Source organism: Bartonella sp. W8122 (assembly GCF_016102485.1).
In the GTDB taxonomy this organism is placed as follows: Bacteria; Pseudomonadota; Alphaproteobacteria; order Rhizobiales; family Rhizobiaceae; genus Bartonella; species Bartonella apihabitans.
In genome coordinates, this window is the sequence record NZ_JACFOO010000001.1 from 2,028,216 (window position 1) to 2,042,259 (window position 14,044).

General features: G+C 43.9%; 8 protein-coding genes. 3 read left to right on the forward strand and 5 right to left on the reverse strand.

Translation table 11 applies throughout. From position 1 onward, the window contains the following. Nucleotides 1–860: 860 nt before the first annotated feature. From H3S83_RS08895 to H3S83_RS08910, 4 genes are all read right to left on the reverse strand, one after another. Nucleotides 861–2,477, reverse strand: coding sequence for an ABC transporter ATP-binding protein (locus H3S83_RS08895; RefSeq protein ID WP_198239459.1), 1,617 nt, complete (start codon nucleotides 2,475–2,477; stop codon nucleotides 861–863). A 2-nt stretch (nucleotides 2,478–2,479) separates the two neighbouring features. After that, nucleotides 2,480–3,337 (reverse strand): ABC transporter permease, encoded by an 858-nt coding sequence (locus H3S83_RS08900; RefSeq protein WP_198239460.1) that lies wholly within the window; start codon nucleotides 3,335–3,337, stop codon nucleotides 2,480–2,482. After that, nucleotides 3,334–4,278, reverse strand: coding sequence for an ABC transporter permease (locus tag H3S83_RS08905; protein ID WP_198239461.1), 945 nt, complete (start codon nucleotides 4,276–4,278; stop codon nucleotides 3,334–3,336). Before H3S83_RS08905 ends, H3S83_RS08900 begins: the two co-directional genes overlap by 4 nt. Before the next feature lie 247 nt (nucleotides 4,279–4,525). Beyond that, nucleotides 4,526–6,154, reverse strand: coding sequence for a TIGR04028 family ABC transporter substrate-binding protein (locus H3S83_RS08910; RefSeq protein WP_198239462.1), 1,629 nt, complete (start codon nucleotides 6,152–6,154; stop codon nucleotides 4,526–4,528). Between the two features lie 789 nt (nucleotides 6,155–6,943). On the opposite strand from H3S83_RS08910, the gene H3S83_RS08915 reads away from it, so the two are divergent. The 3 genes from H3S83_RS08915 (at nucleotide 6,944) to H3S83_RS08925 (ending at nucleotide 11,886) form a co-directional block, all read left to right on the forward strand. Further along, nucleotides 6,944–7,924 (forward strand): VOC family protein, encoded by a 981-nt coding sequence (locus H3S83_RS08915; protein ID WP_198239463.1) that lies wholly within the window; start codon nucleotides 6,944–6,946, stop codon nucleotides 7,922–7,924. Between the two features lie 897 nt (nucleotides 7,925–8,821). Further along, nucleotides 8,822–9,589, forward strand: coding sequence for a TonB family protein (locus H3S83_RS08920; protein ID WP_246741738.1), 768 nt, complete (start codon nucleotides 8,822–8,824; stop codon nucleotides 9,587–9,589). A 974-nt stretch (nucleotides 9,590–10,563) separates the two neighbouring features. Then, complete coding sequence (locus tag H3S83_RS08925; RefSeq protein ID WP_198239464.1) at nucleotides 10,564–11,886, forward strand: MFS transporter; 1,323 nt, start codon at nucleotides 10,564–10,566, stop codon at nucleotides 11,884–11,886. Nucleotides 11,887–12,839: 953 nt separating this feature from the next. Here the strand turns inward: H3S83_RS08925 and H3S83_RS08930 are convergent. Further along, entirely contained in the window at nucleotides 12,840–13,994 is a 1,155-nt protein-coding gene (locus H3S83_RS08930) for an iron-containing alcohol dehydrogenase (RefSeq protein WP_198239465.1), read from the reverse strand. Nucleotides 13,995–14,044 lie beyond the last annotated feature (50 nt).

Here is a 14,044-nt window from a genome sequence, read left to right on the forward strand (position 1 = left end):
GACCAAACCACCCCCGGCGCAGCAATTTTACACAGCGTTTTAGCTATATTACTTTCTATCCGCATAACGGATAACGCATTATGCCCATGCCGTTTGCAGACGATTTGTTATAGCGCCTTACCTTTCATGTTTCAAATAGGGGATCGTTCACATCTGCGAATTTTTAACAAAAATTTTAAATTTTTATTCTAAAAAGGAGAAAAATAATTATCTCAAGCACGCATTTTACGGGATTTCTTGAAATAAAAATCTTAATATTTCGGTAAAAATCCTGGCAAAACGAACCTTTTCCTGTTCTCCATTTTTACAGAAAATTACATAAAAATCAGTATTTTAGGTAATTGTCTTATTTGTTTTTTCGATTTTTCTTCCGGCCCATTCGGGCGACAGGCTTTCACAAAAACGTTAGAATGGCGAAAATTTCATACAAAAATATGAAATATTTATCTTGTTTTTGTAAAAAGCGTTGAAGCAAAAATGATCATGAGGACATCAGGTTCAGCTTTGGCGACTCTATAATAACTCCGACAATTCGTTATTTTCAGCAACTTTCAATAGAAATATGCTTTGTTACCTTTCGCGTTACAGGCTAACGGCTAAATTCTTATGCGGTGATTTAATTTCTTAAAGTTTCATCGATGGAAAATGCTTTTTTCGGGCAGCGAAATTTCCTGTTTCAAAAGCCCCTCAAAAAAACACATTGCAACCTGACAAGATTTGATAAGGACGTTTTTTTGAAAGTCCGTTTTCTATTTCCCGATCACATTTTTAATCAATTGCCGGTTTAATCAATCGCAAGTTTAATCAATTTCGAGTTTAATCTTTTACCAAAACGGAAAACATCTATTCGTTGGACCAAATTATAATTGTGCTCCCAAAAGCGATTGGTGAAGTGCATTTTTCTTACCCGGAATAGCTGCAATCAGTTCTCTTGTATAAGTTTCGCGCGGATGAGTGAATATTTCTTCAACCTCTCCGCTTTCCACCTCGTGACCATGTTTGAGCACTGTTACACTATCGGATATCTGGCGAACGACAGACAAATCGTGGCTGACAAAAATATAGGTAAGATTATAGTCGTTTTGTAAACGTTCGAGCAGCGCCAATATTTGTGCCTGGACAGTGACATCGAGTGCCGAGACTGCTTCGTCCAGAACAACAATATCGGGATTGAGAACCAAAGCACGGGCAATAGCCACACGTTGGCGTTGACCACCTGAAAGCCCTCGCGGCAGCCGGTCAAATACGCTTTTTGGCAATTCCACCTGATCGAGAAGCTCCATAACGCGGGCGCGCCTCTTCGACTTATCCTCATGGGGATAGTTCAGCAAAGGTTCTTCAATAATTTTACCAATCGTATAATGGGGGTCAAGCGAGCCGAACGGGTTTTGCGAGACAAGCTGGATACGGCGGCGGAAATTGCGCAATTCCTCGCCCTTGAGATGCATCATATCGCTACCGTCTATCGTAATTGTTCCACCACCAGGTCTGATAAAACCGCAAAGTGCGCGGATAGTGCTTGTTTTTCCGGAGCCGGATTCTCCCACAATTGCATGGGTTGTTCCACGATTGACCTTGAAGGAAAGGTTCTCAACGGCACGGAATGATTGTTTCCCCGCATAATCAATGACAAGGTTTTTCACCTCGACAATTGTTTTTCCGTCACCCGATCTCTTGGGGCGTGGCGAAACAAGTGTCAAAGACGGATCATTGGCGACCAGTTTTTTGGTATAATCCTGCCTCGGAGATGAGAGAACAATCTGGCTTTCTCCCGCCTCTTCAACACGCCCCTCATTCATGACAATAATCTTGTCAGCCCTGTCGGATGCGACTCCAAGATCATGCGTGACCATGAGGAGCGACGCTCCGGAATTCAATCGGATATCGTCAATAAGATCGAGAATGCGCTTCTGCACTGTTACATCAAGTGCGGAAGTAGGCTCATCAGCAATAATGAGTTGGGGTTTTAGTGCAATTGCTATGGCAATCAGAACACGTTGGCGCATTCCGCCCGACAATTCATGCGGATATTGTTCGGCTCGCAATTCCGGTTCATCAAGCCCTACTTCGCGTAAAAGTTCGACCACTCGCGATTTGATTTGACGCGGCGGACAAGCTTTATGAATCCGAAAAATTTCGCCGATCTGGTTACCGATTTTCATAAGCGGATCAAGAGAAGAAGACGGGTCTTGCGGAATAAGACTCATGACTTTACCGCGCAAAGCCTCAAGGCGCGATTTTGAAAAACGCCCGAGATCTTCTCCATTCAGGAAAATTTTTCCATTCTCGATACGTGCATTTTGTTGCAGAAGTCCGAGTATTGCTTGCGCGGTTGTCGTTTTTCCGGAACCGGACTCGCCAACAAGAGCCAACGCCTCGCCACTTTCGAGCTTGAAAGAGACATTATGCGTGACTTCGTTCCAGCGTCCATTATCAAAATAGGAAACAGACAGATTTTGAACATCAAGAAGTGACATTTTTACCACCTGCCCTTCGCACTGAACAAGCGGCTGATGCGGTTGAAACTCAAAACCAGAGCAATGGTGACAAGCCCGGGAATTGTCGTCAACCACCAACCGGTTGCAATATAATTGCGCCCTTCGGCGATAATAAGTCCCCATTCGGGAGTGGGCGGCTCGACCCCGTAGCCGAGAAATCCCAATGTAGCAATTTGTAATATGGCATGACCAAACTGTAATGCAGCGTAACTGACAACAGTATAAAAAGCATTGGGCAGAATATGCCGGCGGATAACGGCAGAAAATGTAGCCCCTGAACCATAAGCCGCCTCAATATAATCAAGGCTCTTGATGCGCGACACCTCGGCTCGCATAAGCCTTGCAAATCCAGCCACCGATGTGACCCCGACAGCCACAGCAACTTGTAAACTCCCGAAACCTGTAAGGGTAATGACGCTCAACGATAAAAGGAGAGATGGTATGGATAAGAGCACGTCGACAACACGCATGATAATCGTGTCAACAAGGCCACCGATACTTCCCGAAACAAGCCCAAGAAAACCACCGATAACAAAACCGAAAAGCACCGCAGCCAGAGCCCCGCTTAATGAATGGACGGCACCATAAACAACGCGTGCATAAAGATCGCGTCCCAGTTCATCCGTCCCGAAAATATGAGCAAAACTCGGGGCGCTCAGATGGTCACCCACCTCTTCGATCGGACTATAGGAGGTAAAGACCGAAGGCATGATGACAAACAGAAACGCGATAATAAGTATAGCGAAAGCGATAACAAGTCCGGGCTTTATCGATGCCATTTTAAGCCTCCCCGACTTTTCCGGAAAATGCGACACGCCGGTCAATGTGTTATTGCTCATCTATCGCCTCCGGTTCTTTGTCTCAGTCGCGGGTCGATCAGCGGAAAAAACAGATCAATGACAAGATTTATAAATACGAAAGCGGCCGACGAGACCACAACAATGGCCTGAAGAACGCTGACATCCTGCGAACGGACAGCCTGTTCGGTTATTTTGCCGATGCCATTCAAACCGAAGACTGTTTCAGTCACCACCGCTCCGCTTATCAATTCTCCGAACAGCAATCCCGCTATTGTCAAAACCGGAAGTGCACTATTGCGCAGGCAATGACAAACCAGAATACGGAAATGCGAAGCACCTTTGGATTTCAATACCATAATAAACGGGCTCAACTCGATTTCATCAAGCGAGCGCATCAGAATTTGTGCAAGTGGCGCTGAAATCGGAATGGCTAAAGCCACAACCGGCAATATCATCGCTTCAATGGGACCAGGAACAATGACAGAGATCCACCCCAGATAAAAAGAAAATATTTGCACAAATACAATGCCAAGCCAGAACAATGGAATAGCAAGGAAAAGACCAGGAAGCGCGAAAAACAAATTTCTTAAGCCTTGGAACGGTGAGAAACTGAACAATAAAGCAATCAAAAAAGCCAGAATAAGTGCCACCAAAAATCCCAAGCCGGCTAGTTTCAGCGTGGCAGGAAGATTTGTTTTAATGAGATCGGAAACCGGAACACCCGCTTGTACCGAAAAGCCCAGATCACCGGTTAGAAAGTTGCCTATCGTTTTGAAATATTGAATAATTTTTGGTTCATCAATACCGTAATTCGTGCGCAGATTGGCGATTTCGCTGGCATTCAACCCATATTCCGGATTGAGAAACTTGATTAGAATTGCGTCACCGGGAAGAATTTGCAACAAAATAAAAGTCGCAGTAAATGCCGCCCAGAGCACGACAAAGGCTTGTAACAGACGATAAAAACCGATTTTGAGCATTATCAAACCCTTCAGGTTTTTCTGATCCCGTGCTTTCGCCTTTTTATTCTCAGCGAAAGTCTTTTGAAAAAACACACCCGACTTTTAAAAAGAACAGAATGAACAATAGATTTCCGACCAAAGATGCCGACATTGCCATTTTACCGAAAGTTTTGTTTGAAACTGCGCCTTCGGCAAAATGATCAACGAGCGCGTTGCGTTTCCATTAGAAAAACTATCCGGAAATGCCCTATTGTTCATTATTCCGCTATTTTTCTATCCAGGTGTTATAGAAGCTCGGACGACCAACAGATTCAAAACCGACACCCTTGACTTTCGACGAGCCACCATAAACTTGCGGTTCTTCAAAAATCGGAATGGCATAAGCCTGATCAAGAATATAATCGGTTGCTGCAATGAGTTCCGCATTGCGTTTGACCGGATCGGTCTCTGCCGAAATATCTTCCAGTTGCTTGTTCAGCTTATCATCAACGAAGCTAACCACTTTGTCGCTCAAGCCACCTTTTTGTAAGAGTGCATCACGATTTTTAGGGTAAAACAGGCTTTTCAACACGTCCGGATCGGCGCGTCCGACCATATGCGGTATAACCGGTGTTTTTTGCGGGTCGAGATTGTCAATCACAGCATTGGTTCCGTCATAGGCTTTGACATTCAAAATAACGCCGACGCGCTTCCATTGCTGGGCAATCAATTGCAGCATAGCTTTACTTTGTGGCTGCTGGACGGCTTCATAAGCTCCAAGAACAAGCTTCTTGCCGTCTTTTTCACGAATGCCGTCCGGCCCCTTTTTGAAACCGGCTTCGTCAAGAAGCGCCTCGGCTTTTGACTGATCGAATTGAAGTTTTGCGCTTTGGTCCGAGTAACCAAAAGCGTTATGCGCCATAATCGACGTTGCTAAAGGATAATTCGAAGAATAAAGCGTTTTGAGAATTTCCGGCCTGTTGGTGGCATAACGGAGTGCCTGTCTTACCTTCAAATCGCTGACAAGCTCGTTATCGGGGCGGAACATAATAGAATTGTTGATGCCGCGCGTGCCCACTGAATAGACGATGTTTCCCGACTTTTTCACACGCTCTTCGTCATAGGCCTGCAACTGCCGGATAAAATTGGCTTGTCCGGCAATCAAAGCACCGATACGCACACTGTCTTCCGGAACAGTGAGATATTTCAATTCGTCAAGATAAGCGCGCCCCTGATGCGCCGATTTTTCCGGTGCCCAGTTATAATCCTTGCGAACTTTCAGAATGATTTCTTTGCCGAGTGTTTCACTTTCAACATAGTATGGACCCGTGCCGATAATTTTGGTTGCATTTCCCATAGCATCAAAGGAAAGAGCCAATGTTTTCGGTGAGACAATTCCGGAATTGATTGTTGAAGTTGCCTGTAGAAATCCCGGTGAAGGACGCTTGAAATAAAACCGCACAGTCAAAGGATCAACAACTTCACTATGATCGTAATTGTTGACCACTTCCGAAACCGGTTGATGCAAATCTTTATTGCCTAGGCCATAGGTATCGAAGTTTTTGGCAACAATTGCAGCATCAAGCGGAGTACCGTCAGAAAAAGTGACACCTTCGCGCAACTTGAATTCATAAACCGTTTTGTCGTCATTGAACGACCATGATTTGGCAAGCCATGGTTCGATTTCAAGCGTTTGCGGGTTCTGATAGGTCAACCGATCGGTGATCTGGTTTAAAATTCCGCCATTTGTGTAGGTACCGGCAAGAGGTGAATAAAGATTGGTATGGACCTGCTTGTCGAGATAAATCAGTGTTCCGCCTTTTACCGGTTCTTCTGCTTTAAGCGCCGACATGCAGACAGAAAGGACAGAAACAACAGATGAAGCAATAAGCAATTTTTTTATCAAATTTTTCATTTCGGTGCAGTCCTTCGGTTTGTTGCGCCTTTTATATTCCCGACTTCCGCAATCAGTAATTTTCGACTTTGCTCGTCATCACTCATTGCTGGTTTTCTTGTCGTTTGTTTTCTTCTAGCCGGTCAGCTTACCCTTTCACCTGAAAAATCGGTTTCACATAAACCGAATTTGTCCTTTTCAGGCGCTTGTTCACGCAGCCAGATAGCGAAAATTCACTTCCCGCAAGAATAAAGCTTCAATTGATTTTTTGAACGGATGCGACTTTTGAACTTTTCAAAAACTTAAAAAATAATTCTTATTTTCAGTAACTGATTGGAAATTAATACTCGTAAAAATTCACGCTTATGAAAATTTAAAAATTCCATTTCCAATTGTTCTGTCTGAATAATTTTCCTGCCTTTTTTAAAAATCAGTCAGTACTTGCAAATTAAAAGCCGTTAACGGTGGCAAGCCGATTTTTCTCTATATTTTTTTGACGTTTATCGGACGGATAGGTCTTTATTACCGGCAATCCAAGTTTTAAAAAATTGATCGCTTGATTTGTCGCCCCTCATAATCTCGCATTGTTTTTTAAGTTCATGTGCTTTGCCGTTTTTTTGAAGCTCCGGAGCCTTACGTTGTTTTCGAAGTTTCAATCCGATAACGCCGAAAGATCAGCCAATATTTTTTTAAAAACCCTTTAAGAGTGAGGAAATTTTATCCAAAAATAACAGAATTCAGTGTAAACTTGGCTCGGCGTCGCAGGCGGCAATATGCTAGTTTTTCAAAAAAACAACACAGGGTAAATTTATGTCTCATTCCGCCAAAGCTCAAAAAACCGGCATCGCTGAAAAAAAGACCAAGTTTGAAAAAAACGGGAAACAGGCCGAAGCGCCATTAGCTGGCGAAAGAGCATCGCGGGGTAAGGTTGTTCACCCCGTAAAAGGGATCGACCATGTTTTTATTCTGGTAAATAATCTTGGAAAAAGCGCGGATAGTTTTCGCCAATTGGGCTTTACGTTGTCGCCACGTGGTCTGCACAGTAAAGCACAAGGAACAGCAAATTATACAGTTATGTTCCAAAATGATTATTTCGAACTTTTGGGAATTGTTGAAGAAACTGCGGCCAATCGGCGGAAAAAACAGGACCTCGAAAATTATGGCGAAGGCCTTTATGCCATTGCCGGACGCATCGACAATGCACTACAGGCTGCTCAAAACCTCACCGAATTGGGGTTTGGTGTCACAGAGGTCCAGAATTTTTCAAGACCGGTTAATCTTGTGGGCGGAAAACAGGGCGTAGCAGCATTTTCAACTGTCGCATTCAAGAAAAATGAAGTTCCGAACGGACAGGTTTTTATGTGTGAACAGAAAACCCGCGATATGGTTTGGCGCTCTGAATTGATGACCCACGAAAATGGTGCCATTGCGCTTCAATCTGTTATTCTTCTATCATCCGAGCCGGAAAAAACTGCAAAACGCTATGCACGTCTTTTCAAAGACGGGAAAATAGCTGAAAATGACGGAGAGATCGTTGTATCGACAGGACAGAATTCGGCAATCATCCGTATCGTGCCGAAAGAGGCCAACAGCCGCCTCTCTTCCGGTTTCGAAATTGGAAAAATAGCAAACCATGCTTATGCAGGTCTTGGCATTTTTGTGAAAAATCTGGATGAGACAAAGACTGTTCTCAAGAAAAATGGCGTTACATTTGCAGATCGAAACGAAAAAACGATTGTCATTCCTCCCCGATTTGCTTCGGGGGCAATCATTGAATTTACTGAAAAATAATAACTTCTCAAGCTCGTCAAACACATATCGCGTTCGGAACGCCTTGCTTTATCAATAAAAATCCGTTCCGTACGATGATTTGTTTTCAATACCGAATTTTTTATCACTTTTAAACAAGCTCGGATGAATATCGCTTTTTTTCAAATCCGGTTCTCCGGTCACCGGTTGTGCTTGCTCAAATCTGCATGCGATATGTTTGACACTTGCCGGCATTACCGGAGCGGTTTTCAAGGTGTAAGCGGGAGGCTCGCACCACCACGCCACAATTTACTGGGAAAAATTGCCGATTTTTCATATCAATGCAGGAAAAATCAAACTGGTCGCGCTTTTTCCCCCCTCCCCGCTTTCTCCCCCGTGCTTTTTCCCCGTATTTTTTTCCCCGTGCTTTTTCCTATGAACACACAAAGCATCGAAGACAAAGTCTCTTGACAAGGGTTACAAAATATTTAAGTTGATAAAAAATATCATGTATTTTTGCATTTTTTCCAAATGTCCGGTTTTTTGAACTATCGGCAGATGGGAAAATGGAAAAATCAGGAATGAGCATGACTTCTCTTCAACTGTCTGAAGCAAACTCGGAAAATGAAACTGCTTGAAGCAAAGCAAGATCAATGTCTGGAACCATCCGGAGCCGTTTTTTGAGTTCGTTTCAAAAGAGTAAGAGGCGAGCATGAGTGTGTGGATCAAGCCGGACTGCGGGTCATGTCGAAAACAGGTTGTTGAACTGTGGCGAGGTTATAAAAATGATGAAAAATCGGGCAACTTGGCAATTCGAGAATGACAATATTCAAATTGTCGAATAACGATTTTGTTGTTCGGGTTACATAAGATTTGGGCTGGAAGCGGTTTGACTTCAAGCTTTCGGGTAAAGCGTATAGTTTCAGGCACAGCATTTAAATGATGAATTATGATACACATGAATCGAATAACTTTCTGCTTTGGACAGGAGTTACTATTATCGTTCTCGCTATCTATGCGGGGTTGATCTCTTGGGCCATGGCCATGCGCGGAGACCCCAATGTTGTAAGAGGCGGACAGGAAGCGATTATGCTCGACTTTGCCGAGGAACCTATGGCTCCCGATGTGGAAAACATTTCCGAGGTTATCAAAGAAGAAACGGTGCAGGAAAAGGAAGAGGAAAAAGAAGAACCTAAGGAAGAAGCGGAAAAGCCTGAACCTGAACCACAAAAATCCGAAATGGTGGAAGAAGTCAAAAAGCCCGAGCCGAAAAAGGAAGTAAAAAAACCGAAGCCAGAAACGCGTAAAGCCGAACCGAAAAAAGACGTTAAAAAAGCCGATGTAACGCAAAAAGCATCCGGTCCCGAAATTGTTGCAAAGAAAGGGCCAACCTATGCGGCTCCCACGACCAATCGTGTGTTTGGTGGTGACGGGCGACTTGTTTCATCGTGGCAGAATAAAGTTCAGCGTCGCATCGCGCTCATTGCTTCACGTACTACAAAGCCAAGAACATCAAGCCGTTCGACAACCTATGTCACTTTCAATTTTGACCAGAAAGGCAACATAACCAGCGCGCGAACCTCACGATCATCAGGCGACGCTGCAATTGATAATCTGGCCTTGCAAATCGTCAAAAAATCAAGCCCTATTCCTACCCCTCCGGAAGGCTGGAATAGCGCGCTCACTGTACCGGTCGAGGTGCGTTAGCATTTAATCTTTCCTTGATCTTTCTCGCCTTGCCTTTTGATATGTTTTTGGAAGTGTCACATTGAAAACGGAACGTTTCCAAAGCCGCTCTGTCATTTTTCACTATCAAAATTTGTTTCTCTATAACGGGTACCTTTTCCCCCGTCACAATTTTTCAGTGCCTGTTTTTCAGGGCTGACTAATTTTCGGTAACGAGGCTAATGCCCCTATGGACATTCTTGTTGCTTCCCCTCCACTATAGGCCCCTTCCAACTCTTCGCACATAAAACGGAAGAGTGCCGTTTTTATCAGTTTCAATATATCCCTGCTGCCACTGCGCCTCACCACAAAAATTGTCGCTTGATCATATCAATTCGAAGACAAACATGCTTCTGATGCCGATCAATATCCGGCAACAATGGTCATTTCATATATTTTTCGATTGGCTTAAAAGACTCAACTAGCTTTCCACCAAGCTTTTGTCTTTTTCTTAAGTCGTGCTCACGGCGAATTCCGGATTTGATTATTTGTTTTTTCCCAACGTTTTTAATTTTATTTTTTCTGTTGCTTCAAATCTGATATTTTTCCCCGCGCTTTTTTGCTTTTTCTTCTCTTCTTCAACAATCGTCTTGATACTATTCACCTGATTTTGACTTAATAATCCGGAGTTTTCATCGAATTTTCTTTTCGGTCTAATTATTTTCAATTATAGTACAACGTCGTTTTCCGGGGCGGGCCGGGTTAGCGTCTCCCGTTTTAACAACTGGCGATGGGGCGTTACATTTGCTTGTCTTTCAGGTAACGAAATGTGTATAGTCATCAAAAAATTGAGATGTAGTAAAAATATTTTAATTTTATAATTATTATAATTTTAGATTATATAGTATTTAATATGTTTAAATATTTTTTATATTTGAAAATTATTTGATAATTATATTAAAATGTTTCTCCATTCATAAAATCACCATGAGTTTTCAATTTGGGAAGAGGGTATAATGGATCTGATTTCGCGCGTTCAACGACTGCCGCTCGGAAAGTTTCACTATCGCTTATTGCTGGTAACCGGTTTAGGCTGGATGTTCGATGCTATGGACACCGGCCTTATCGCTTTTATCATGCCGCGTTTGTCAGAAAGTTGGCATCTGGCGGCTGCGGAAAAGGCCTCGGTTGTCAGTATCGGATTTGTCGGAATGGCTATCGGAGCCGTATTGGCCGGCGGCATTGCCGACAGAATTGGCAGAAAGACAGTTTTTGCGGCAACACTTGTCGTTTATAGTATTGCCACCGCCTTATGCGGTATTGCCCCCGATCTTAAATGGTTATTGGCGTTCCGTTTCATTGTCGGCTTCGGTCTCGGCGGACAATTACCGGTTGCTGTCAGTCTTGTCAGCGAATATGTACCGGCTCGGGTACGCGGTCGTTTCATTGTTTTGTTAGAAAGTTTCTGGGGAGTGGGCTGGCTTCTTGCTGCGCTTATCGCCTTTTTTGTCATTCCTGCTTACAATTGGCAGATAGCCTTCATCATTTGCGGCATACCGGCACTCTATGTATTCCATATCTGGCGTAAAATTCCCGAATCTATTCCCTATCTGATTAATCGCGGACGCATTGAAGAAGCTCATAAAATCGTTTGCCAACTTGAAAAAGAAGCTGGTGTTCCGGTTGTGGAAAAAATCGAAGTTGCCCCTGTTGCCGAAAAGCACAACGTTTCTTTCACACAATTATGGTCAAGCGGTCTTGCTAGACGCACAATCATGCTTTGGCTCATATGGTTCGGCATTGTCTATTCCTATTACGGTATTTTCACTTGGCTTCCGAGCCTATTGGAGCAACACGGCTTCAGCATTGTCAAATCATCAAAATACACGTTGATCCTTATTTTGGCACAGCTTCCCGGCTATATGGCCGCAGCCTGGTTGATTGAAATACTCGGTCGCAAGGCTACTTTGTCCGGCTTTATCGCTACTTGTGCAATATGCGCTTATTTCTTCGGACAAGCGTCATCGGATGGCATGATCATTTTATGGGGCTGCCTGTTGTCGTTTTTCAATCTCGGCGCATGGGGTGTTCTTTATTCATATACGCCCGAACAATATCCGGCCAATATTCGCGCTTTCGGCTCCGGTTGGGCTTCCGCTATCGGCCGGGTCGGCGGTATTGTTGCCCCGATGGTCGTTACCCATATGATGGCTGTAGATAAAGAAGCGTTTTCCAGTGTATTCATAATGTTCACCGGAGTACTTCTGGCGGTTGCAATCGTCATCATTGTGTTGGGTGAAGAAACGCGAGGCCGCACACTTGAATCCATCAGCCGGTAATCCGGCTGATGCTTAAGCCGGTTGTCCGGCTTTTATCGGCTGATAAAGATATTTTGTAATTCGGTTCAGGAAACAGGCAATCATATAAGCGGAACAACAAGCTTCCGCTTTTTTGCCTGTTTTTTCTTGTCGTTTTTCTGTCCAATTTTTGCTTGCCCGCTCTTTCTGGCTCGTTTTTTTGGCCTGCCTATTTTCCGGAAATTTATGTTTCTTCCGTAGAAGACATCAATGTCGTTTCAATTTCTCTATCGCCCTCTCGCCTCAACGTGTGTTTCCCCCTCCCATTCTCTTCATCATTTACAAGCTTTTTATCTATTTCTTTGAAGTTATTTCAGGCCTACATTTCATTCGCTGCCAATTTTTTTGCTTCACCCATTCATTTATTTATTCCCACCTCATCCGTTTATTCCGGCCTCTCTTTATCGCCATTGGCTCTCTCCAAGCGCGGGCTTTCCTGTTCGCATCACCTTGAAAGCTTATTTTTCTCGTTCCATTTTCCAATCGCCCATCGTATTTCCTCTGGCCCATCATATTTCCCCTTCCCCATCATATTTTCCTTATCCGAAGCACGATATTTCGCTTTTCCAAAGAAGTTTTATTTGCCTTTGCCTCAGACCTTGTATTTTCTTTTTCGCCCAAGAAAATTGAATCAATAAAGGACAACAAAGAAAGCAATGAATGTTCAGGAGAAACTGCGAGCCGAGACGTAAAACCGGCGTTTCAAACAGGTCTTTTCAATCGTTAAACTTGAAATGCGTTTTAGATATTTAATGCTGGTGAAGCTAAATTCTCATGATTTTGAGTTTAATTTGGAATGCCCGCTTCAAAAAGATCAAAACGAAACGTCCATTTCCGGTTCAACGTCCACGACGATCCGAGGGGTAAAAAAATCCCATAATCCGCCTTTGACGGATTACGAGATCATTTCAATGTAATTCATGAAAAAGCGTTCATCAGAACGCCTGTCGATAAAGTTCAAGAGCATCCGCTTCTGTTACTTCAACCGGATTGTTGACAAGCAATCTTGTCTGCTTCATTGCATCGCTCGCAAGCAGTGCCAAACTGTTATCTGTAACACCGACTTCCTTCAAATGGCGTGGTGCGCCGGTTTCCCTCATCAATTTTTCCATAAACTCGACAAAGGCTTTTGAACGCTCTATCTCGCTGCCTTTTGTGTGCGTCCCAACAACATCACCCAGTTCGGCATAAAGGTGAGCGGCTGCTTTCATATTGAACCTTAAAACCGGACTGAGCATGAGCGCATTGGTAAGACCATGTGGCAAATGATAATGACCGCCCAAAGGATAAGCCAAAGCGTGAACCGCACCAACCGGCGAATTTGCAAAAGCTTGACCCGCCAAATTTGCGCCCAATAGCATTGCCTCACGAGCTTCTTTATTATGCCCGTCATTGCAAGCAGTCACAATATTTGCCGACAATAACCTCAGTGCTTCACGAGCAAAGGCGTCCGATAACGGGTTCTTTTTCAATTTTCCGGTATAGGCTTCAATGGCATGGACCATCGCGTCGATACCCGTTGCAGCCGTTTGCAACTTCGGCAAACCGACAGTTAATTCACCATCAAGGAGAACCTTATCCGCATAAAGTTGATTGGCAACAACGCCCATCTTCGTGGTTTCACCTGTGGTCAGAATGGTGATGTTGGTAGACTCGGAACCGGTGCCGGCTGTCGTCGGTATCTGGATAAGAGGCAGACGCTTGCCCTTTACTTTTCCAATACCATAAAGATCTTGCAATTTTTGTTCCGACCGTATCAGCACTGCTGAAAGTTTGGCGACATCCATAGAGGAGCCACCGCCAAAGCCGACGACGATATTAATACCGGCCGCTTTGGCTTTTTCCACACATTCAAGAACAATATTTTCTGGCGGGTCAGCAACAACTTTGTCGAAAACTGCAACTTTGAAGCCGGCTTGTTCCAATGACAATTTTGGCTGTTCAAGAACACCCGCCTTATGAAGACTACCATCAGTAACAATCAGTACTTTGCGTTCTTCGTAATAGTGTTCAACAAATTCTCCGAGCTTCTTTGCACCACCCCACTTCACAGTAATTGACGGCACAGCCTCGAAACAAAATTCCTGCATATTTTCCTCCTCCATTTCCGGAATGCAAATTCAACCATTTTTTAAACGAG